The organism is Levilactobacillus tongjiangensis (assembly GCF_003946345.1).
Lineage (GTDB): Bacteria > Bacillota > Bacilli > Lactobacillales > Lactobacillaceae > Levilactobacillus > Levilactobacillus tongjiangensis.
The window spans coordinates 92,112-115,135 of record NZ_RHNY01000001.1 but is presented as its reverse complement, the minus strand read 5'-3'; the positions used below and the strand labels follow the sequence as shown (position 1 = coordinate 115,135).

Below are 23,024 nucleotides of genomic sequence, written 5' to 3'. Positions count from 1 at the left end.
GAGGTTGTCAGGGCAGGTGGTAGCGGTGAAAGTGGCGTAACCTCGGGACGAGCTTGAAAACTCGGCGAATTTTCGAGGCTTCAAGTCGAGCTGGAGGACCGCCCCACAGACCGGAAGCGGTCCCCACGGCTACCGCCAGCCCTGGCAACTGGAGGTGGCAATTTAGCAATTAAACCTACTGAATATACTTCGCTAAGAAAGCTTTAACTGTACGTTCGTAAATAGCGGGACTATGTGACAGAGCAGCCGCATGCTTCGCCCCAGGAACAATCAATAGTTGCTTAGGACCGGCATCTGCCCGGTAAACCTGGTGCACCATCCGCGTTGGGACGAACTTATCCGCCCCCCCGTGGATGAATAGCATTGGCTTGTGGTTCTTCTTAACGGCCGCCACCGCGTTAGCGTCCTTGAAATGGAAGCCAGCCTTGATCCGGGCAACGGTACTGGTCATCGGTACCAACGGCCAGTATGGAATGTTATACATTTGCTTGGCCTGGTACGTGATTTCTTCCTGCGCATCGGTGTACCCGCAATCCTCAACGTACGCCTTTAGTTGGCTTGGCGTCTTGAGTCCACTGGTCATCATGGTCGTGGCACCCCCCATGGACACCCCGAACAACACCACTTGGGACTGTTGTCCCTGCTTGGCGATTACCTGATTGACCCACTTCAAATAATCCTTACTTTCGTAATATCCGTAGCTAATGACCTTGCCTTGGCTCTGCCCCTGACCACGCGTGTCTGGAATCAGCGTGTTGTAGCCCAGCTTGTGGAACATGGCCACGTAACCACCCATGGCTTCCTTGTTGGAACCAAAACCGTGCACCAGGACAACGGTCTTTTTGGTGGTCTGCTCCGCTGGAATGTAGTCGGCAACCAATTTTAAATTAGCGCCGGCGGCCTGTTCCGTCCAGCGTTGTTTCTTAACGTTGCGATACCAATTCTTTTCGGCGTACAATGGGTCACTCTTTTTCAATCTGGTATCTGTCGCCACAAAACTTTTTTTACCACTGGCAACGGTCATGTTGTAGAAATACAGACTGGCCCCCACCAGACCGCCCACGACTAATACCAAAATAATCCCCAAACCAATTAGCCAGCGCTTTAAACGTTTACTCATTTTTTCTTCTCCTCGGTTTCTCTAAATTCTCTCTGTCGTAAGTATACGGAGTTCTTCTTATCAGCGCAATCCTGACGATGTTTGCTATAATAGTCACAACAATTAACCCTAGGAGGTATTGTCGATGAAATACTCTATGAAATGGGATCTCGACTCCCTATTCGCTGGCGGAATCAACTCCGATCAGCTCAAAGCAAAATTAACACAAATCAAAACCGCCACCGCGGCTCTGGGTGACCTCCTCGATCGGTGGGACGCTGCCAGTGACGCCCCCAACTATCCTCAATTCAAAAAATTAATCACGCAACTCCAAGCCATCGACGCTGGCCTCGACCAAGCTGGTATCTTTGTGATGGCCGTCGGTTCTGCGGATATTCACAATCCCGACGTGGCCCCCGTTGAAGCCGACCTACAAGATTTGGATACCCAGCTTCAAAACGTCAGTGGCAAATTAAAGAAAGTGCTGGTCCAAGTACCCGACGCTAACTTCAACGCCATGCTGGTCGACTTTGACCTCAAACCAATTGCCTTTAATCTGCAGGAAATGCGTAACGAAGGTAAGGAACTGCTGGACGACAAGACAGAAGCTTTGATCAACCGACTAAATCTCGACGGTAAGGCCGCCTGGAGTAGTCACTATGATTCTTTAGTGGCCACCATTAGCGTTCCCTTCCACGACGCCGACGGTCAGCCCGTGACCCTCTCAGCCGGACAAGCCGACAACAACCTACTGGGAAACGCTGACCCCCAGTATCGCGCCGAGCTGTTACCTGCCTGGGAACAAGCCTGGACGGACAAGGAACAACTCTTCGCCGATACGCTGAACCATCTGGCAGGTTTCCGACTGACCGAATACGGGGCCCACGGCGTGACTGATTTTCTCCAGGAACCCCTTAAGCAAAACCGGCTAAGTGCCAAGACCCTCAATACGATTTGGCAAGTCGTTGATGAAAATAAGCAGTTCTTGCTCGACTACCTGGATCGTAAAGCCGCGTTGCTAGGCAAGAAACACGCCGGTTGGCAAGACGTTGAGGCACCGCTGAATTTACCAGGTGGTCAACTACACCACTTTACTTACGATGAGGCCGCCGAATTCATTATCAAACACTACGGCGAGTTCTCGCCTAAGATGGCCGCCCTCGCCCAACGGGCATTTGAAAATCGCTGGATCGAAGCCGAAGACCGCGCGGGGAAAGCACCTGGTGGTTGGATGGAAAGTGCACCGGAAACGCATGAATCCCGTATTTTTATGACGTTTACGGGTTCGCCTAACGACGTCTCAACGCTGGCACACGAACTCGGTCACGCCTTTCATTCCAGTGTCATGGCTGACCTGCCTCTGTTGCGGCAAGAGTATGCCATGAACGTGGCAGAAACGGCCTCGACTTTTGGCGAGCTCATCGTGGCAGACGCCAACGTTCGCGCAGCTAAGACCGACGCAGAAAAAATCACATTACTCAACGCCAAGATGGATAATCCGCTCGCCATGTTCCTCAACATTCGGGCCCGGTACCTCTTTGAAACTCGTTTTTATCAATTGCGGCAGCAAAAACTGGTCACCCCAGCCGAACTAAACGAACTAATGCTTAACGCGCAAAAAGAAGCGTTTGGTCACAACTTATCGACCTACTCACCTCATTTGTGGGCCAGCAAGTTACATTTCTACATCGACGAACCAGCCTTCTATAACTTCCCATACGTCTTTGGATACCTCTTCAGCCTCGGTATTTACGCCAAGGCACAACAGGCCGGTAATTTTGAAAATGACTACATCGCTTTACTCCGGGATACGGCCAACATGTCGACGGAACAACTCGCCCAAAAGCACCTGGGGGTTGACCTGACTCAACCAGACTTCTGGCTAGCCGGTGTCAAGTTGATCAAACGCGACGTCGCTGAATTTATGCGCCTAACTGATTCACTCGTGAAATAGTCCAACTTTCCGTTAAAAACCACACAGAGTGGTATAATAATCTTAGTAACATGACTACTTCAGTATCGCTCTAATACGGCGAGAATCACTGTGTTAACGTTTACAAACATGATTGTCTCGATTGTAAAATTAACACGCAACCTAGTCCTAGTGGGCAGATGCTGAGCCCGTGAAGGGTACCCGTTAGACCCAGCGTTTTACTGGGACTTACGGTCCCATGGGCGGCGCATCTGCCCACCAGGACGAACACTACAAAAACAAATGAAAGAAACGGGTGAGTTGGATGTTTTCAGAACGACTTCGGGCCTTGCGACGCGGCCAACATATTACATTGGAACAACTGGCAGCGGCCTTAAACGCGCAAACGGCCGGGCCGGACGATCACGCCAACACGGCCTCACAGATTGGTAACTGGGAACGGGGCATTCGGACGCCTTCATTTATCGAAGTCCGGAAGCTCGCCGAATACTTTGATGTGACCATGGATTACCTGACAGGTAAAGCAGAACGTGATGAGTACGACTTGGGTCGACTCTTCCTCTCTGGCAAACAACTCAGCTTCAACCGTGAGCTGCTAAGCGGCCAAGACCGTTATGAAATTTACCAGTTGATCGACGGTTATCTCCACGGACGGGAAAACCGGGCTACCAATCAAGAAACAAACCAGCAAGAAGAACTGGATCTTCATTTAGACGATCATTAATTAGGAGTCGGCAGGTCGGCAATCAATGCTAATCGGCCGACTTTTTTCGCGTTCTACGTTGATTATAATTGACCGTCTATAAACACTAACGAAATCCAGCCGCAATTTGTCACCCTCAAAAACTGAACTTAATCATTCCTTACCAATTCTTATCCAGAAAGGACCCTTACTTTGAATCCCAAGAAACTGCAAAAATTAAAGAAAAAAATCCGGCACGCCCCCCTCAGTGAACGTAAAACTAGCTACATTGAGCGAATGACGGCCTACTACCACCAATTTAACGATTACCCGGCCATCAAGATTTTAATTAGTAACGTCCTCTTAGCCGACCGAATGCTGGCAGCCGGCGACTTGCCGCAACAGGTACCGCTCCTGCAACTCCCAGACGACAGCCAAGATCAAATCTACCAAAAACTCAACGAGACCTACCCGGCCGGTGACGCTACGGGCGATAAGCTTTGGAACGAGCTGAGTGACGCCCTGCCAAACCTAGACCACGACTTGCGGTCCTTCAGAGACTACCTGGAAAATCACTATGGCATGTGGGCTTACACGCCAGCGCCATTTGTCGGCGACCTCGCCAAGTTCGTTGGTGACCGATCCGTACTAGAAGTGATGGCGGGCAACGGCTACATTTCCAAAGGCTTGCGTGACGCCCACAAGACAGTCTACGCAACGGATAGTCAGGCATGGACGGCAGAAAATGAAACCGGCCGCCACCCATTAACACCAATCGAACCATTGAGCGCTGTGGATGCTTGGAACAAGTACCAAGACCAGGTTGGCGTTGTCGTCATGTCCTGGTCACCAGATGGCCTGCCATTAGATTGGGAACTGCTCCAAGCTATTCGCCAGTCTAGCAAAGACGTGGACTTCGTTGTCATTGGGGAACCCCATGGTGCCACGGGATCAGAGGACTTCTGGAACCACGCTGACCTGTTGGAAAACAAGGACACCCGTGATTTAAACCGCCACTACACGCAAATTGATCTGGTTCAAGACCACGTTTACTTGGTCAAGTAACTGAACAGTTCAGCAATAAATATGACATTTTACCAAACTGACAGTGACCTATTTACCTTGTATTAACCGTCTGATATGATATTACTGGTTAATTAATACAGGGAGGATTCACAGCATGTTAGCGTTGGGGAATATTTTATTTTACGGCTTGGGGACCTTACTGATAGCCGCACTTGGCTACGCAGCGTTTGCTAGTTACCAAGCACATCGCGATGAATAATCTAAAACACCGACCCGTCCATTTGGACTGATCGGTGTTTTTTCTACCCTCTCTTTTGATTCATTAAATAATACTGGACCTTATGCGCAACATCCTGCCGATTACCAAAAATTCTTAAGATAATGACCTGATTAGCTAGCTCATCAATTTCATACAAAATTGTATTTCTGGCCGTTTGGAATACAAAGAATCCTGCCAAATAAATATCCTCATCAACCAACGAGCTAACCGGCAACCCTAAGTTAGGAAAATGGGCCAATTGGTCTTCCCAGCAATACTGGTTAGGGTTTTTTCTTGCACAGTTTTGTCGAAAGTAGTGATTAAGTACTCCTTTAAGCGCAACAAATCATTCCTAGCTTCTGCATATAACGCCAGTTGGTACATCATTAGCTCTCCAACTCTTTTTTGACGTCGTCCCAAGAATACTTTTTTCCCCTTCGGGCCTCATCAGCAACTTTCATCATTTTTGCAGCAAAAATAGACTCTTGAAATTTTTTAAAATCCGAGATATCCATCAAAGCGTACTTACCATACCCGTTCTTCGTCAAAATAACCGGGTTCTGTGGGCTAACCTCTTCCAGCAACTTGTTATACGAACGAAGTTCTGAAATGGGCTTAATGTTCTGTTCAAAGTTTTCGGGGTCTTTTTCCATCATTGAAATTCACTCCCTTCACGCCTCACTATACCTACATTGCTGCAAATAAGCGATTAGTTTGCATCATAAATCGCCTAATAATATTCAGCAACCGTGAGCCCAATCGTCAACAGGAGCATCAGCCCCATCGCTACGGCGTGCCAGCGTTTATTGCCCACAAAGATGGCAATGTACTCCCGCAAAATGGCGTTAGGCAAAAAGAACTTGGCCGTGTGCGCCCCAATACCATTGGCCTTGAGACCCGCTTGCTTGGCAATCATCCCCGCTCGAAATGTGTGGTACCCATTCGTCACAAAGGTCACGCGCGGCTGCTGTGGTCCCCGTTCATCAATGATTTTTTTCGAGAAAATCATATTCTCGTAGGTCGTTTTCGACCGATCCTCCGCTAGCGCATGGTCAACGGGTAATCCCCGGTCCAGAGCATATTGCCGCATGGCAACACCCTCTGGCACCGTTTCATCACCGCCCTGACCACCGGAAAAGATGATGACGGGCGCGCGGCCAGTCTTGATTAGTTGCTTGCGGTAAAAGGTCAAGGCCCGGTCAATCCGCTGGCCCAATAACGGTGACACCTGGTCACCATTTAACAGACCAGCTCCCAGGACAATCAGATAGTCCTGCTTATACCGTGGCCGGTTGAACTGATAAATGAAGAGCATCGTGAGGTAGTTATAGAACCAAAATAGCACGTAAAAAATCACCAGCGATGGAAATAGGTTCAGCGCTGTGGCCACCGGAACGGGCAGGTACAGGGTTGTGGCCCGGACCACGAACGGCGCCACCAAAATGGCGATTCCTAAAAACAACGTCAACATATTGGCTAGTGTATGACTTTCTCGTTTCCAAACGATCCACGCATTCCAGAGTAGCAGGAAGGCTTGGAGGGTAAACACCACCCCAATCAATAACAGTAGCAGGACGAATAAAACCAGACTGATGACGATCAACCACCGATTACTGGTGCCTAAAATCGTCATCGCTAATAGCGTTAAAAATGAATAGAAAAATAGCGAAAACCACAATCCGTTGCCCAGTCGCCGCTTTTCAATGTTGTAGCTAATGACAAAACCAGCCCCGAAGAATAACGGAATCAGCCAGCCCAGGTAGGCGACGGCCGGAATATTGAATAAATTATCTTGCATGTTTTAAACTCCCCTAAAACAATTTGTCACTATCTTTTGGTGTAGAAATTGCCATCACGATCAATTCTACTACCGTAAAGACGAGGACAATTGGTGGCCACTGAAAAATTAACACCGTCACGATAACCCAGACAAGCCAATAGCCAACGTTAACGTTCATCCGATAGACGGACATTTGGCGAATCTTCTGGGCCACTTCTGGATGGTGCTCCCGATTGGTCCGCATGACCACGTAAGAAAGGCCCGCGTAGGCCCACTGCCAGAGAGTGAAGATAATAAAGTAAAAAAGCTCCGGCTGAACATCACTAATAAAACGACCGGCCCAGGCCGTCGACACCGGTAACATCGCCATGATTAGGATCCAGAGGTTATTCATCCAATAGATACCCTTGGTCACTCGTTTCGTCAGTGAAAACATGTAATGGTGATTGTACCAAGCCACCCCAATAAATAAGAAACTAATCAAGTAAGCTACTAAATAGCTCCACTCTGTGGCCAAAGCCGCAAAGGTCGGCTCCTCTGGCGTCTTAAACTCCAAAACCATAATCGTTAAAACGATAGCCACCACTGCATCAGTGAAGGCCTCCACGCGTCCTTTATTCATCTTCAGGTCCCCTAAATTTCAAGTTAATTTTAGAATAGCACAGTTACTGTAGGGAGTGATTGGTGAAGGCTAGAAAACTTTGGGAGATTAAAAAAATCGCCAGATACCTGACGATTTCTAGTTAAAAACCAATAGTCTTTGTGTGACGTCAATCTCATCACTCACTTGATAATCGCCACATACTGCCGGTTAGCGGTAATGTACCCGCCAGCCGTACGAAAGCGCTGAACGCCCGAGCGACTGGTATCACTGCCATGAGAATAGTCCCAACCTGTCACCTTAATCGTCGTCCCACGTTTATAGGTCTTGATTTTTTGGCGCAAGTTAGCGGTATGATACAAGCCAATCTTAGTCTTTGCCTTAACCTTGACGACTGTTTTAGGGGTCGTCGGTGAAACAAACTGCTTGTTCCCCGTAATAAAAGTCCCGTCGCTTAGCTCATACCGCGTCTTTTGGCCAACCTTCACTGCCTTGACCACGCTGACGGCCGTTCCTTGCTTCAGGTACTTCCCCCGCTTGGCTAGTGCGGCACTAGGGTGAATGTAGATACCCTTTGGTGATGTCACGTAGAGTGTTTTGTATGTACTACTCCGCCAATATAAGCGACCTACGTAGGCCGGATTAGCGGTAATGTAGCTCCCGTCAGCTAATTCATAACGCGGCGTCCCCTGACTGGATTTCACCGTTTTAACCACCGTAAAGACTGGCGCATAGGCTTTAGCCTTCTTGGCATAACCCTGAATACGGTCACTCTGCTTGAAATCTGCCTGTTGATAACGGTAGAGCCGTTGCTTGCCGTAGATTTTGAAAATTGCGGTGGGTGTTGCTTGATCAGGTGTTGATGAACTGTCACTAGCTGCGTCCGTATCGGTCTCAGACCCGGTAGTCGGAATAGCCGAATAGGTCACCGTGACTGCCGGATTAGTCCCTTGACCATCACTATCATTAACCGTCAGCCCCGTAAAGTCGACTGCAACAGTTGGTTTATCCGGTTGGTAACCCGCAACAGTTGGCGACTGCGCTGACTCTGTCTTATTACCGTAACCCTGAACAACCTTGTCGGGAGCCGCCTGCGACCCGTCCGACTTAACGTAGTGAATCGTGACTTGCTTTATCAAACTATCCTGCACAACTGAAAAAGTTTCTTTCTGATCTGGACTACCATCAAAGGTCAGCGTGGACGGAATACACGTATATCCAGGTAAACTGCTAAACTTAGTCTCGGTAAGGTCAATTTGCTGACCTTTGATTCCATGGATCTTCGAAATCAGAAAAGCTGGTGTTGTAATTTCATCAGTCACCTCAATGGCGCTCACGCTCATTCCAGCCGTCAGTTTCTAGAATGGAACATCAACGGTGGCGCCACTTGAACCAACTTTAGCCTTCAAGTTCTGTTCAAACTTCGGCACGTCCAAAGTATATCTAGTCGGTTGCGCATCCTTCAGATTATTCCAAATGTCGTACATACCAGAAAACCAATCTTCATCAGCAATGCTAGGCGGGTTACTACCATCATAGAGCAATCCATTGGGACCAGCATCATCAACCGTGTACTTAGAATAGTTTTTCCACAGTTGAACATAGTCCCTGCCTGACCCATTAGCCTTTTCCTGATCCAAAATATCTTGATAAGTCGTCTGTGAGTCGATGTCATAGGTTCCCGATACTGGTATCGCAAGATCACTGCTTCCCGAATCGTTTAAAAAAATAGTATTTCCGCTCTCATCAACCGGTCGCAAAGTGAACTTATACGATTGTGTAGCCGCTTGGGCCATAACGCCTGGTTGGACGATAAAATTCCATCCTAAAAATAGGCTCATGACTCCCACACCTAACATAAGTAACCGTTTGACCCATTTCATGTCCATCATCTCCTGTGTGAAGCGTTCTCATTATTCTAAATATAACACGTCTTATTCACCCAATGTCATCTTTTCCGGCCACCTGTTTGATTCTGCTGAAAAAATCCATAAAAAAACGTCCAACCAGTCAAAAGACTGATTGGACGTTCTTCACACAGCATTCGTCGAAACGAATGGGTTTATCTCGGAATCCACATTCCCTCAAAACCAGACACGTCACAAATCCGGTGACATATGTGCCCTGCTGACAAATTCACCTAGCCGCTTGCGCGGACATCCCTTGCAAGCAAAGAATGCGTGATTTCTCGACTCATCGCATAGAAACTATGTTAGCACACAAGTCCTCGAAACACAAGGCTACTTCTTTTTAACGTCACTTTCTTCCTTGTTGCTAGCCGCCGCTTGGAGCTTCTCAATCTGCAACCCCAACCAATCATGCAGGCTTTGATCCGCCACCTTCGCCTGATCCACGTAAGTCGTGGCGGGTGCTAAGGCGTCGATTCGTAAACCGGAAACGTTGATGTCCGGTGTCTCAATCACCGCGTAAACGTTGATATCCGCCTCATCCGTCGTTTCCATGATCTTTCCAATGGTCTTACTGTCTTGCAGCGGTAAATTGATGACACTCATTTCCAGTCGAACTGAAACGTCCGTGTCAGTCAGCTTCAGTTCCGCCTGTGCCAGCTGATCTGCGCCAATTTGTTGGCGAATAAAGTCAGCCAATGGTGCCATCAACTTGTCCGCATCTGCAAAAAATTTAGCTTGTGTCGTTTCAGCCGTGAAGTGTTCCACCTCATCGGCTTCCGCAGCATCAATAAACGTTTGAATTTCTCGTTTCATCTTTCCACCTCGTTTTAATTACTGAAGCGTCGGCGATCTCTAGAATCCCGGTCGCGTTTCCGCAAACGTAACGCTAATACCAACCAGTAAGCGTTGGCCACCATCAGTGCCACGGCAAAGGCCGACATCAGCACCCGAATCAGCATGTCAGCACTACTGTTGCTCCACATGTTCAAGAGCACCCCAATCAGGGACAACGTGTACATCGCAATCACGAGCCCCATGAGGTAAAACGATGGCCGCCAGTTTAGTGCGGCTAACACAATGGGCACTGCGTACAGGACGACCGCCAAAATCGTTGACCGCCAGAACTCACTCATGTTCATCTGTGCGCCAGCAACTTCAACGAAGGGACGGGACATCAGAAAATTAATGGCGATAAAGCCAATCAGGGACACAATCGCCCAAGCAATAACGTTACGATCTTTCATTTTTAAATAAACCCCTCAATAATTTCGCTAAAATAAAAAACGTGGTCAAACCGACCACGTTTTAGTCAATTTCCTCTTCTATTCTAACGTATTCCCCGCGGAAAATCAGCTAATCCACGAAAACTACTGGATTCCTACTCTACGAGCAGGTCAACGACATCTTGCACATCAATCCCATTGAAATACAGTTGGCTGTTAACGCTGTTCAGCACTTCGCCAACGTGTTCACGGTCATACCGAACGCCTTCAAGCTTATCGGCCAGTTCCGTTACATCAGATGGGCCAAAGAAGTCGCCGTAGAACTTAATGTTCTTGATCTTCCCACCGTCAACTAACAGGCGAGCATCAATCGTACCGGCCGTAAAGTGCTTCCGCTTCTTGACCGTAAACTCAGGAGAGTTCCCGTAAACCCAGTCCCAATTGCTGTAGTAGTCGTTGTAGATCTTATCAATAGCGGCTTTTTCGTCGTCCTTGATTTCAACCTTCTTGGCAGCAATGTCATCCAGATTGTCCACGTGGAACAGTTCCTTGAGTAACGTGTCCCGGAATTCTGGAACCGTTAAGTTTTGATATTCAGGTGCTAAGTAAGGCTTCAGGTTCGTCACCCGTGAGCGAACAGACTTGATTCCCTTGGACTTCATCTTATCTTCTGGCACGTTCAAGGCGTGAGCAATCACATCTTGGTCCACGTCCAGCATCAAAGTCCCATGGGAGAAGGTCTTGCCGCTGTGTGAGTACATGGCGTTACCGGAGAACTTCTTACCATCAACTAAAATGTCATTCCGGCCAGAAACTTCGGCAGTCGTTGCACCCATGGCGTGTAAGGCATCCACGACGGGTTGCACAAAGGATTTGAAATCGCCAAACTCTTCACTATCGCTATCAACCACGAAGCTAAAGCAAAGGTTGCCGAGATCTTGGTACACAGCACCGCCACCCGATAACCGACGGGTAACTGTGATGTTGTTTTCTTCCACGTACTTTTGGTTGATCTCTTCCAATGTGTTTTGGTTACGACCAACGATGATGCAAGGACCTTCGTAGTAGAACAAGACCAGTGGTTCATCAAACTTTTTGTTGTTCATCAAATATTGTTCAGTCGCTAAGTTGTGACGAATATCATGTGATTCCATGGCATACCAATACATAAACCCAAAACCCCTTTCAAATTAACCAACCCGGGGGGCGGACTTAAACTGTCGTAATCCCGGTTACTTTAAATCATAGCACGCTTTGCAAACGATTACAATTTAGGGGTTAATCATTGATTTGTCATGAAAATCTGGACCAGTTACTGGTAGGGCAAAATTAGTCACTTATCTGCCGTAATTGCCCATATAACAGTGTTTTGAGCAAACTAAAAAGCCGTCCAAGTTCACCCCGGGCAGCTTCCAACATCATTAATGGTGGCCGTAACCGCCATCCCTTATCTACAAGTTCAATTATAGACGCTTTACTAACAAAAAGGCAGCGTTTAGCTCAGTCAGTTGGCGTCTCTGGTTGCTTAATTAACTGTCGGAAAAAACCATGCGCGTGCAGGTCCTTCTTCAAGTCAGTCATCGTGAATTGGTGGTAAAACTTACGATAATCCTCGTCGGCCAGTGTAAACAGGTCCGTTAACGTTTGAGAAATGTTGGCAGAGATATCCGTTTGATCACTCGTTTTGGTGCCCTTAGAGTCCCCCGTAATAAAACGGGCGTAGCTAATGGTTGGCGGAATCGTCAAATCATACAGCTCACCCACGTTGATATCGGCAAGATCACGGATTAATTGGTAACCCCCATTTTTACCAACGGAGCCCTCAATGTAGCCCTGCTTATGCAGAACCGAGAGGATGTTACGAATCATGACCGCATTCAATTGTAAGGAGGTTGCCAACTCACGACTCGCTATCTTCCGGGGACGGTTCTCATCCAGATACAGCAAGCTATGAACGGCAACGGAAAAGTCTAGTCTCATCGTTCAGCCATCGCTTTCGAAAAATCTGTTCTTATTACTGTTATCATAACACATTCAGTTGGTTCGTTAGTAGCCGTAACTAAATTTCCTCACCCAATTTTCATTAGTTCCTGGTTATGTATATTATTTCAAGAGCTTGTATAAATGTCGGTCCTCAACCATTAGTTTGGCAAGCCCGTTATCCAACCAACCACTTTTAAGCCGAAAATTTTACCATCAACGGCGTTATCTGCGATGATTGCGCCATTGAAGCTTATCAAGGATTCTGGTCCCAATTTCCATAGCTTTATTTTTTCTAAGCGACCAATCGCTGCAAGCTTTCAGTCGCCCAAGATGTGGGTGCAAGTTATCGTAAATTTATACATTTCCGTAGTCGATCGACTGAGGCTGACCGACCATCAATTCTGGGGAGGGATTTTCGTGGAGACTGCCAATAATTTTCTAAGAATCAAAGATGTCAGCACAGCGTTTAAAATCAACGGTCAGTACTACGACGCCATCTCTCACATTAATCTTGAAGTCCATCATGATGAAATTTTGGCTATCGTGGGAGAATCAGGCTGCGGTAAGAGTACGCTGGCCACGACCATCATGGGCCTCCATGATCCGAGTGAAACACACATCACCGGCGAGATCGACTTTGAAGACACTGACCTTCTCCAGCTTGATGACGCCGGCTACAACCGATTTCGGGGCGCCAAGATTGGGATGATTTTTCAAGATCCCCTCTCCGCGCTAAACCCATTGAAACGAATCGAAGATCAAATCAGTGAAGTCATGACCTACCATACGAGCCTCTCTAAGGCGGCTAAGCACGACCGCGTCCTGGAGCTACTGAACCAAGTTGGGATCGTTAACCCTCAGCGTACGGCCCGTCAGTACCCCCATGAATTATCAGGTGGGATGCGTCAGCGCGTCATCATTGCCATCGCGATTGCCTGCAAGCCAGATCTGATTATTGCCGATGAACCCACGACTGCCCTAGATGTCACGATTCAGGCTCAAATTCTAGACGTCCTGCGTGACATCCAGCGCGAAAATCACGCCGGCATTATCCTCATCACCCACGACCTAGGTGTCGTCGCCGAAACGGCTGACCAGGTGGCTGTGATGTATGCCGGCCAGATTGTTGAAAAGGGGTCGGCCAAACAAATCTTTGACACTCCTGAGCATCCGTATACGCGCTCGCTCTTGCGCTCCATGCCACAGCTCGACAATCAACAAGATGACCTTTACGTCATCAAAGGCAACGTGCCATCCCTGCAAAAGATGCCCACCAAGGGTGACCGCTTTGCGCCCCGAATTCCCTGGGTTCCTGCCAGTGCCCATGAGGCCGATCCGCAGATGCACGAGGTGGTTCCTGGCCACTGGGTGCGGTGCACGTGTTATCAAACCTTTCAGTTTCCGGACGAGGGAGGCGTCACGGTATGAGCTTAATTGAAATCAAGGATCTAAAAGTCCACTACCCCATCCGGTCGGGATTCTGGAATCGAGTGACGGATTCTGTCAAAGCCGTGGATGGCATCACTTTTAATATTGAGGCTGGCGAAACTTACGGTCTCGTCGGTGAATCTGGTTCGGGAAAATCAACCACCGGGAAATCTGTGGTTGGTCTCGAGAAGGTCACCAGCGGCTCCATCCTGTATCAGGGAAAGGACATTACGCAGCGGCGTAATCGCCAGCTTTTAGACTACAACCGCGACGTTCAGATGATTTTTCAAGACTCGCTATCCAGCCTGAACCCCCGCAAACGCATTGAGGACATCATCGCGGAACCCTTACGTAACTTTGAACACCTCACTAAGGATCAAGAAAAGCTGCGAGTTTTGCAGCTCTTAGACATTGTCGGGCTAGATGCCGACGCGCTGTACAAATATCCTCATCAATTCTCTGGAGGGCAACGACAACGAATCGGGGTCGCCCGCGCCGTGGCAACCAATCCTAAACTCATCATCGCCGATGAACCCGTTTCCGCCCTAGACCTTTCCGTCCAGGCACAAGTCCTGAACTTCATGAAGAAGATTCAACGGGACTTTGGCATCTCCTACCTGTTTATCTCGCATGATCTTGGCGTCGTCCGGCATATGTGTACCAACATTGCCATCATGAACCGCGGCCGACTGGTCGAAGTAGGCACTCGCGATGACATTTACAATCATCCCCTGCACATCTACACCAAACGCCTACTAGCCGCTATCCCGGACGTCAATGTCAGTGAACGGGCTGCTCACCGGGCCATGCGGCAGAAGGTTGAACAAATCTACCAATCCAACCGGCACGATTACTACGACGACACTGGGGAAGCTTACCCACTCGTTCAGGTCAGTCCGACCCACTCGGTCGCGCTGCCCCCAGAACTCGCCCACCAACTACTGGCTCAAGAAAGTGAGGCGCAGGACTAATGTGGAAAACAATTCTTCGTCGCCTCTTAATTATGATTCCCGAAGTTATCATCCTTAGTATTCTGGTTTTCTTACTAGCTAAGGCGATGCCTGGTGACCCTTTTACGGGATCCATCAATCCCAAAGCGGATCCCGAACAAATTCATCACTTGATGAAGCTCAACGGCTTGTACGATCCCTGGTACCAGCAATATTGGCACTGGGTCGTCCACTTATTTCACGGTAACTTAGGTAACAGCTACCAGTACCAAGAACCCGTCTCCCGCTTAATTGCCGGACGGGCAGGCAACACCCTCTGGTTGGCCCTTTTCACGATGATTTTAACCTACGCCATGGCATTACCCATGGGCGTCTTCGCTGGGCGACACGAAGGGCAACTCCCTGATACGGTCATTCGGGTCTACACCTACGTGACCTACTGCATTCCCTTCTTCGTCATCTTAGTCATTGGTATCTGGGTCTTCGGCTACATTCTGGGTTGGTTCCCAACGACCGGGTCCATTTCACCAAATGCCAATGGCTGGGCACAAACCATTGGATCGCATTTAACCCACATTCTGTTGCCCGGCCTCCTCGGCGCGTTGTTTGGGACCGTCAATATCGTGCAATACCTCCGTTCTGAGGTCATCGATGCCAAGCATTCCGACTACGTACGAACTGCCCAATCAAAGGGTGTTCCTAGCAAGGATATCTATCGGCACCATATTTTCCGCAACTCTCTCCTACCGATTGCCGCATTTGCTGGCTATTCCATCACCGGATTGCTCAACGGCTCTATCTTTACGGAGACAGTCTTCTCCTACCCGGGTATGGGGTTGCTCTTCGTGAACTCCATTATCTACCGGGACTACACGGTAATCACAGCGTTGGTCCTAATTTACGGCATTCTGAACTTACTGGGAACATTACTTTCGGATATCATTCTCAGCCTGGTTGATCCACGGATTCGTATCGACTAAGGGGGCGGTTCTATGGCTGAAAATTTTGCACAACACTCAAATATCTCGGCCGCCGACCTGGATCGGTTGACTCGCGAAGCACAGGCCGAAGCAACGCCCTCCACCGCCCGTATTATCTGGAATGAGTTCAAAGCGGACCGACCGGCGTTGATTTCACTCTTTGTCGTCGTTGGTTTTATTCTCTTCGTCATGGTAGGCGCCCTATTCATCGACACACCCAAAATGATGGAGACGAATATCGTGAACTACTTTAATCGCCCACTGACTGCTGGCTTTCCGTTGGGAGCGGATGCTGGCGGTCGTTCCATCCTCCTGGAACTAATTGTTGGCTCACGAAATTCCATTGGTATCGCATTAGGGCTAACCGTTATTTCATCGACGTTTGGCATCTGCTGGGGCCTGATTTCCGGATACTTCAGCGGATACGTTGACTGGGGGATGCAACGGGTCTACGACTTCATGATGATGCTGCCAATGACTATGATGATCATCGTCTTGGTCACCATCATCCCGCACTACAACGCCGTCACCCTAACCTTAATTTTCTCCATCTTTTACTGGGAAGGCACGTCGCGTTTGATTCGCTCACGGACCTTGGCGGAGTCTGGCAAGGACTATGCCGCTGCATCCCTGACTTCCGGAACTAACCGGTGGAAAATTATTTTCCGCGACATCATGCCCAATATTTCGTCACTGATTATCGTGGACACGACATTATCATTCGCTGAAAATATCGGGGTTGAAACGGGACTATCCTACTTGGGATTCGGTCTACCGAGCCAAACACCCTCGCTGGGGACCATGATTGCTAACGCCAACGATCCCAATAATATTACGCAGTACTGGTGGACCTGGTTGCCCGCCGCGCTCGAAATCATCATCCTGTGTTTAGCTATCAGCTACATCGGCCAAGTCCTTCGTCGGGCCGCCGATGCTTCTCAACGGCAAGGAACTGCGGACTAATTCATCATCATTTAAGGAGATGGTGCCTACTTCATTTAACCTGTGTCACCAATGTGAGGAGTTTACTTCGAGGGGGAAACTTTGACATGAAGAAAAATAAAATCGTCCTGTCTACCATGGCGTTGCTAGCCGTAATTGGATTGGCCGCCTGTTCCAAAAAGAGTTCGAGTTCCAACAGTTCGGGTGAGGTCGGTTCATCTATCAACCTGGCTGAAATCTATCATAATTCTAAGGCTACCGATCAATCGGCCACGAAAAACAGCACTTTAAAGATTGCTGAACCCAACAGTGCTCCATTCCAAGGTTTGACAGATCCATCCCTGATTACCAACGCTGAGGATACCGACGTCTTCGCTCCTGGCGGTAACCAACCTGGTAATATCGATGGCCTTTTCAACTACGACAAAGACTTTAAGATTGTTGACGGTGGGCTGGCCAATCAACGGCTGAATCTAAAGGATAAGACCGCCACCATCACCATTCGTAAAGATGGCAAGTGGTCCAACGGCATGCCCGTCACCGCTAAGGACATCGAATACGCCTACGAAGTTATCGGTAATAAGAACACGACTTCACAGCAGTACTCATCCGACTTCAACGCCATTAAGGGCATGGCCGCGTACCACGCCGGCACCGCTAAGACTATTCCTGGGATCACCTTCCCAGATGGCCCAACCGGTAAGGTAGCCGTCATTCATTTTGATAAGATGTCACCAAGTATGAAATACATTGGCAACACCTTCATCTGGGGTGCCGTAGAACCTTACGAGTACATCAAGAATGTGCCAATTGCTAAACTAGCTGCTTCCGCTCAGATTCGGAAGGATCCCCTCTTCACGGGTCCTTACAAGCTAGACAAGGTCGTTGAAGGTGAATCAACATCCTGGTCACCTAACAAATACTACTATGGCAAGACACCTCAAATTCAACACATCACCATCACTGTGGTCTCCCCGAACAACATCGACAAGGCGATTCAATCTGGTAAATACGACTTTACCTCACCCGCTGGGGTCATGCGTGGGACCGACTACAAGGAACTGAAGAACTTAAAGAATTACACGCCAGTTGGCCAACCAGAGCTGGGTTACGGCTACTTCGGTTTCAATGTGGGACAATTTGATACCAAGGCCGGCAAAAATGTCATGAACCCAAAGAGCAAAATGGCCAACAAGAACCTTCGGCAAGCCATGATGTACGCCCTGAACCTCGATGCCGTCAACAAGAAGTTCGGTAATGGCATTACTTGGCGGGCTAACTCGCTGATTCCACCAATCTTCGCAAAGTACTGGGATTCCTCAGCTAAGGGCTACCCTTACAACCTGAGCAAGGCCAACAAGTTACTGGACGAAGCCGGCTACAAGAAGAAGGGCAAGTGGCGGGTCCAACCAAACGGCAAACCATTGACTATCTACTTCGGTGCCATGACTGAAACATCCGTCCAAGCTGCTGAATATCAAGACTACCTGCAGCAATGGCACAAGGTTGGTTTGAACGTTAAGTTAGCCACTGGCAAGACGATGGAAATGAACAGTTTCTACAACCTCTTGCAACAACCAAAGCAAGACAAGATGGATATCTTTGACGCGAACTTCAGCCTGTCCTCCGAACCAACACCAACCACGTTGTACGGACAGTCCGCAACCTTTAACTTCAGCCACTTTGTTGAAACCAAGAACGACAAGTTGATCAGTGAAATGAACAACTCGAAGTCCTGGAACGACACTTACCGGACTAAGATCTTCAAGGAATGGCAAGAATACATGAACGAAGAGGCTTACGTCGTTCCAAGGGCATTCAACTACACTTGGGCTCCCGTTAACCACCGGGTCAAGGGCTACGACATTAGCAATGGCAACTCTGAATTCTGGAGCAACTTGTCATTAACGTCTAACAGTTTGGACTAGCTGAACGTCACTGACATGAATATCCAAGTTCCTTGAATAAAGTCATGGCACTGAATATCAACTGAATATGCTCATCCCGCCTATACCACCGACGACTGAAGATGTTTAACAATGCTAGCCGTGAGGTTGTCAGATATGGGCTCAGGCGCGTCGTTATTCTTAGTTAGCGGTGATTTCCCGCTAGCTTAGAATAAGGCCAAGCTTGAAGACTCAGGGTTTTTGAGGCTTCAAGTTGTGCCCGCACCGTTCCAGCCCATAACTGACAACCGGCAAGGCGGCCATACCATTGCTTAAAATCTTCAGTGAAAACCCACTAAAGCCGACGAATCGTTTCTGATTCGTCGGCTTTTTGTTTGGAAGGAAGTGAATCTCTTTAGGTGGGTAACTCGTACTATACCGGAAGGTCCAGGCCTTGCCAACCCCGTCACCTCGCGGAAAAAACGCTAAAATTAATAAGCTTGTTTTTCAACTGCCTATTCGATTCCCCACTTCTCGGCACACCATCCGTTAATTGCCCTAAAAATGGTCAACATCCCAACAATTGAATATTTATTTTGCAATATCTAATGCCGTTATTTCTTCACCAATATGAGGTAACCCTCTCCAGGAACGGTGCCCTCTAAAATATTGTCGTCATTGCCATCATCTGGTCCAATTAGACTCCCGCCGATATGCCAACCGGCAAATTGCTGACGTGTGGTTTGATTATATCCCGCCGCTGTCAAGCCCTGTGCAATACTGGTGGCACTATCCGGATCCTTCGCCACAAAATTAATCCGCTTAAATTGCTGATAGCTTACCTTATAAAAATCCAAGAACTTTTGGGTGCCCATCTCGGTCATTGCATCAGCAACATCTGGCGCATCATCGACCGTCAATATCGTATCTGCAGCTTGAAAGACGCTCGCATCATAGGTGGTTCCGGGGAACAATTGCATCAGCTTGGCTTCTCGCTTAGAAACCCGCGTCTTACTCCAGTCCAGATTATCAACCGTCACTGGTCCAGTGGCTGTGCTGGCTGAATGTTTGGCAGCCGGTTTTAAATATCCCCGCCAAATCCAGCCACTCAGCGTTCCATCAGCGCTTTTAACATGATAGTAAATCGCATTTTTATGCTTACCCTTTTCATACAACTTTTCATGAGCATCCGTGTACCAAACGACGTTGAGCGTCACGTCATTATTGCTATACCGAACACCTAAGTGTCGTGAATAACGCGCGCCTTGGGTTGCCACTAGCGCGTGTCGGCCCATGCTTCGGCGCCAAACTAACCGCACTGACCGTGACCGTGCCGCAGAATACTGGCTATTCGCCCAAGCCAGACGACTGCCCCCAATCCAAGCACCAATTGCCACTGCCAAAATCAAGAGCCCCTGAATAATTGGTTTCATATTGCCGCCCCATTTTTGCCTAATTCTGCAGGCAGTTCTCCTCAGAGCGTCCCGTAGTTACGTCGTACTATACCCGCTAATAACACCCTTGACAAACGTTCTGACAGCCGCTAACCACCCGAAATAAAGGCACTTATACCAAATAATCCTGCCCCATCGGCATAGACACTATGCCTAACCGAGTCCTCCCAAAGGATCACCGATTAGCCGTAAATTTATTTTCTAATACCCCCATAATCGTTTGTCACGTGACCATCATTACCCCTCGTTTTATAGCCATTCACGCAACGGTTTAAGTCCTTTGCGATTAGAATGATGGTCATCGAGGGGGAATTAGTATGAAACTTCGTAAAACCGGAATCATTGGGCTCTTCTGGTTATTCATGCTGGCACTCATGCTGCCGACTGGCCACTTACCACTATCCCTTGTTAACCGCATCCTGGTCACCGACCTAACCCTGTTGCTCATCATATTGGTTATCAACCACACCATTATCCACGCCCCGCTCAAGTTCAAGTCACCCTTTACTTTTTGGCATCAACTCTGGGTGAGTGCCGTTCCAGTCATCTACGTGCTCTTAATTTTGATGGGCGTTTCGACCGTGGGACCACTTCCCAATCACCAAGTGATACAGGCAATTGCACCGGCCATCTGCATTGCCGCGTATGAAGAAATCTTCTTTCGTGGCATCGTGTTGGGTGGCCTCTTACGCATCTGGGGAGCCCGCCATTTACTGACCATCACCTTTGTTAGCAGCCTGCTCTTCAGTCTAAGTCACCTCCTGAATCTCACCCACCAATCACTGCTATTAACGGGATTCCAAGCCACTAGCGCCTTGGCGATTGGCCTCCTATTCGCCGCAGTTTACCTACGAACCGACAGCCTCTGGTGGCCAATCGCGGGGCACTTTCTAAACGATTTTTTGATTCTGGCGGCGTCTGGCTCCCTCTCTAGCCCAGGTCCCATTCACTACGGTATCCAGGTAGCCGTCAGCGGCAGTGAACTAGTGATTGCACTTATCACGACCGCTTGGTTGCTCCGTCCAGAAGAACGCTTTGATATCCAGCAGAAATTCCACTTGGCCTAACAACTAGTTGGAGGTGATGAGATGAATCAATCCGCTAATGATTGGAATCGCGTGCAACACGCCGTGGTCCACGACCTACGACTAGCCTACGGACACCTGTGGGAAAACGTGGCCACCTACTTAGGCCTGTTTTTGGTGGAGGACCTCGCCGCCACTTGGAGTCATTCACAGGTTCTCCGGGCAGATGCGTTCAACAACTTATCCGGTATCTTTTCGACTAGCCTGCTCATGACTGGTCTTTACATTGCCAGTAAAACCAGGGATGACGACCTCTGGGGCGCTCCCATTGCTGCCACTGAACAGGAGCACGTCGGCCCTCGCACCCAACAATCACGCTTTCGTTTCGAAACCCTCTATACGTTAACGGCCGGCCTAGTCATGGTCATCATTGCCGCCGACATTATCTACAAGGCCAGCAGAACACTGATTCTGCACCCTAGTTATCACTTGCAACCCAACACCGCTGGCATTGCCGCTCTCATCTCCAGTGGCGTGCTCCTACTTCTATGGCGGTCCAATCACCGCTGGGCCCAGCGTCTCCAAAATACCGCGTTGACTGCGGCCGCTCAGGACACCTATACGGATGCGCTCACTAGCCTTGTGACCGTGCTAACCATCCTGGGCGTTGGCTGGCTACATTGGACCTGGATCGACGGCCTGGCCAGTTTACTTCTGGGAATTTACATCCTCTACACGGGGATTCAGATATTTCGGAATTGCAGTCTTAAACTGGTCGACTACTTTGACCCCAAATTGGAACAACAGTATTGTCAGACGATTGGACAGCTCCCCCAAGTCCAACGCATTATTTTTCTCAAAGCTTACTATGACGGTAATTTAGTGATGGTCAGCGTGACCATTGCCGTTGACCCTCAAATGACTGCCGCCACCATTTACCAGTTGACCCAGACCATGAACACGCTGATGGCCCAAAAATACGGGGTCGCCGAGACCGCCCTCATGGTCATGCCAGGAACTGAAACGACCACTGAGTAACTTGATTGCTAGCCATTTGACCACCCACTCTGTATCCAAATTTGCCAAAACCGGCGGAACAAAACCGGTATATTTATTTATTCATCCAAACTATGAATATTTCCACTGAATTTTTGAAATCAAGGAACGCCCTAAATGGCGGCCTTTTCACATTTTTTCAATGTTCACCGTTGAATTAAGTGCTTACATGCTGGGGAATAAATGATATAGTATAGGTAAAGTATAAGATGCATCGTGAAGGGGTGGCATTGCATATGTTACAACAATACAAGAACATTCTGGTTCCAGTTGATGGTTCTAAAGCAACCCAACCAGTCTTAGACAAAGCGATTGAAGTTGCTAAGCGTAACAACACTCATCTTGATATTTTAAACGTACTGGAAGTTAACCAGTTTAGTGATACCTATGGTGGTGCCGTCAGTGGTGACGTCATTTACAAGCTTTCTCAAGACGTCCAAGATCGTCTCGATGCCTTGAAGCAGCAAGCTATCGACGCCGGCGTCCCTGACGTCAGCATTCACGTTCGTTTTGGGAACCCAAAGCCCGTCATTGCGCGTGAATTCCCAGCTGACCACAAGACGGAACTGATTATCATCGGTTCAACCGGTTTAACGGCCGTTGAACGGTTGATGGTTGGCTCAGTTACCAACTACGTTAGCCGTTCCGCTATCTGCGACGTGCTGATCGTTAAGCCAGAATAAACGATTCTAGATAAAGTTAATGTGAGGGTTTGGGACAATTGTTCCAAACTCTTTTTGTTGCCCACTAAAGGTTGAATGATACATTGGGTGCTTCAAACCAGGACTAGCAAGCATTGGCTGCACT

At 48.6% G+C, this 23,024-nt stretch carries 22 protein-coding genes; 11 read left to right on the top strand and 11 right to left on the bottom strand.

The genetic code is table 11. From position 1 onward, the window contains the following. Positions 1-175: 175 nt before the first annotated feature. Complete coding sequence (locus EKM75_RS00490) at positions 176-1,120, bottom strand: alpha/beta hydrolase (protein ID WP_125691109.1); 945 nt, start codon at positions 1,118-1,120, stop codon at positions 176-178. A 124-nt stretch (positions 1,121-1,244) separates the two neighbouring features. Here EKM75_RS00490 and EKM75_RS00485 point away from each other — a divergent pair, with 124 nt between their 5' ends. The 3 genes from EKM75_RS00485 (at position 1,245) to EKM75_RS00475 (ending at position 4,779) form a co-directional block, all read left to right on the top strand. Next, positions 1,245-3,053, top strand: coding sequence for a M3 family oligoendopeptidase (locus EKM75_RS00485; RefSeq protein WP_125691106.1), 1,809 nt, complete (start codon positions 1,245-1,247; stop codon positions 3,051-3,053). Positions 3,054-3,336: 283 nt separating this feature from the next. Then, positions 3,337-3,756, top strand: a complete 420-nt coding sequence (locus tag EKM75_RS00480; protein WP_125691104.1) for a helix-turn-helix domain-containing protein — start codon at positions 3,337-3,339, stop codon at positions 3,754-3,756. 171 nt (positions 3,757-3,927) lie between these two features. Next, positions 3,928-4,779, top strand: a complete 852-nt coding sequence (locus tag EKM75_RS00475) for an SAM-dependent methyltransferase (RefSeq protein ID WP_125691102.1) — start codon at positions 3,928-3,930, stop codon at positions 4,777-4,779. A 606-nt stretch (positions 4,780-5,385) separates the two neighbouring features. Here EKM75_RS00475 and EKM75_RS00470 read toward each other — a convergent pair. From EKM75_RS00470 to EKM75_RS00430, 9 genes are all read right to left on the bottom strand, one after another. Next, the gene (locus EKM75_RS00470) at positions 5,386-5,655 is read right to left on the bottom strand and encodes a type II toxin-antitoxin system prevent-host-death family antitoxin (RefSeq protein WP_225426614.1); all 270 of its coding nucleotides are present in this window, start codon (positions 5,653-5,655) and stop codon (positions 5,386-5,388) included. A gap of 74 nt (positions 5,656-5,729) precedes the next feature. Further along, positions 5,730-6,797, bottom strand: a complete 1,068-nt coding sequence (locus EKM75_RS00465) for a YdcF family protein (RefSeq protein WP_125691100.1) — start codon at positions 6,795-6,797, stop codon at positions 5,730-5,732. Positions 6,798-6,810: 13 nt separating this feature from the next. Beyond that, complete coding sequence (locus EKM75_RS00460; protein ID WP_125682480.1) at positions 6,811-7,401, bottom strand: TMEM175 family protein; 591 nt, start codon at positions 7,399-7,401, stop codon at positions 6,811-6,813. A gap of 161 nt (positions 7,402-7,562) precedes the next feature. After that, entirely contained in the window at positions 7,563-8,702 is a 1,140-nt protein-coding gene (locus EKM75_RS00455) for a DUF5776 domain-containing protein (RefSeq protein ID WP_125691098.1), read from the bottom strand. Between the two features lie 36 nt (positions 8,703-8,738). Next, the gene (locus EKM75_RS00450) at positions 8,739-9,263 is read right to left on the bottom strand and encodes a hypothetical protein (RefSeq protein ID WP_125691095.1); all 525 of its coding nucleotides are present in this window, start codon (positions 9,261-9,263) and stop codon (positions 8,739-8,741) included. A 357-nt stretch (positions 9,264-9,620) separates the two neighbouring features. Next, a complete protein-coding gene (locus EKM75_RS00445; RefSeq protein ID WP_125691093.1) occupies positions 9,621-10,103 on the bottom strand; it encodes a hypothetical protein in 483 nt (160 codons plus the stop codon). Between the two features lie 14 nt (positions 10,104-10,117). Further along, positions 10,118-10,534 carry a hypothetical protein gene (locus EKM75_RS00440; protein ID WP_125691091.1) on the bottom strand — a complete coding sequence of 139 codons (417 nt, stop codon included), beginning with the start codon at positions 10,532-10,534 and terminating at the stop codon, positions 10,118-10,120. 134 nt (positions 10,535-10,668) lie between these two features. Beyond that, on the bottom strand, positions 10,669-11,682 hold the full coding sequence (locus tag EKM75_RS00435; protein WP_125691089.1) for a lipoate--protein ligase: 1,014 nt from the start codon (positions 11,680-11,682) through the stop codon (positions 10,669-10,671). A gap of 331 nt (positions 11,683-12,013) precedes the next feature. Further along, positions 12,014-12,493, bottom strand: coding sequence for an Rrf2 family transcriptional regulator (locus EKM75_RS00430; RefSeq protein ID WP_125691087.1), 480 nt, complete (start codon positions 12,491-12,493; stop codon positions 12,014-12,016). Positions 12,494-12,913: 420 nt separating this feature from the next. Between EKM75_RS00430 and EKM75_RS00425 the strand changes: the two genes are divergently transcribed. From EKM75_RS00425 to EKM75_RS00405, 5 genes are all read left to right on the top strand, one after another. Next, a complete protein-coding gene (locus EKM75_RS00425) occupies positions 12,914-13,924 on the top strand; it encodes an ABC transporter ATP-binding protein (protein WP_225426613.1) in 1,011 nt (336 codons plus the stop codon). Continuing rightward, positions 13,921-14,895, top strand: a complete 975-nt coding sequence (locus EKM75_RS00420) for an ATP-binding cassette domain-containing protein (RefSeq protein ID WP_125691085.1) — start codon at positions 13,921-13,923, stop codon at positions 14,893-14,895. Before EKM75_RS00425 ends, EKM75_RS00420 begins: the two co-directional genes overlap by 4 nt. Next, positions 14,895-15,854, top strand: coding sequence for an ABC transporter permease (locus EKM75_RS00415; RefSeq protein ID WP_125691083.1), 960 nt, complete (start codon positions 14,895-14,897; stop codon positions 15,852-15,854). Before EKM75_RS00420 ends, EKM75_RS00415 begins: the two co-directional genes overlap by 1 nt. A gap of 12 nt (positions 15,855-15,866) precedes the next feature. Beyond that, positions 15,867-16,817 carry an ABC transporter permease gene (locus tag EKM75_RS00410; protein WP_125691081.1) on the top strand — a complete coding sequence of 317 codons (951 nt, stop codon included), beginning with the start codon at positions 15,867-15,869 and terminating at the stop codon, positions 16,815-16,817. Between the two features lie 86 nt (positions 16,818-16,903). Next, the gene (locus EKM75_RS00405; protein ID WP_125691078.1) at positions 16,904-18,724 is read left to right on the top strand and encodes an oligopeptide ABC transporter substrate-binding protein; all 1,821 of its coding nucleotides are present in this window, start codon (positions 16,904-16,906) and stop codon (positions 18,722-18,724) included. A gap of 572 nt (positions 18,725-19,296) precedes the next feature. Here the strand turns inward: EKM75_RS00405 and EKM75_RS00400 are convergent. Beyond that, positions 19,297-20,115 (bottom strand): hypothetical protein, encoded by an 819-nt coding sequence (locus EKM75_RS00400; protein WP_125691076.1) that lies wholly within the window; start codon positions 20,113-20,115, stop codon positions 19,297-19,299. 338 nt (positions 20,116-20,453) lie between these two features. On the opposite strand from EKM75_RS00400, the gene EKM75_RS00395 reads away from it, so the two are divergent. The 3 genes from EKM75_RS00395 to EKM75_RS00385 all read left to right on the top strand — a co-directional run bounded on the left by EKM75_RS00395 (position 20,454) and on the right by EKM75_RS00385 (position 22,900). After that, a complete protein-coding gene (locus EKM75_RS00395; RefSeq protein ID WP_125691074.1) occupies positions 20,454-21,203 on the top strand; it encodes a CPBP family intramembrane glutamic endopeptidase in 750 nt (249 codons plus the stop codon). 21 nt (positions 21,204-21,224) lie between these two features. Further along, complete coding sequence (locus tag EKM75_RS00390; RefSeq protein ID WP_125691072.1) at positions 21,225-22,199, top strand: cation diffusion facilitator family transporter; 975 nt, start codon at positions 21,225-21,227, stop codon at positions 22,197-22,199. A gap of 254 nt (positions 22,200-22,453) precedes the next feature. Further along, positions 22,454-22,900 carry a universal stress protein gene (locus EKM75_RS00385; protein WP_125682454.1) on the top strand — a complete coding sequence of 149 codons (447 nt, stop codon included), beginning with the start codon at positions 22,454-22,456 and terminating at the stop codon, positions 22,898-22,900. The last annotated feature ends 124 nt before the right edge of the window (positions 22,901-23,024 follow it).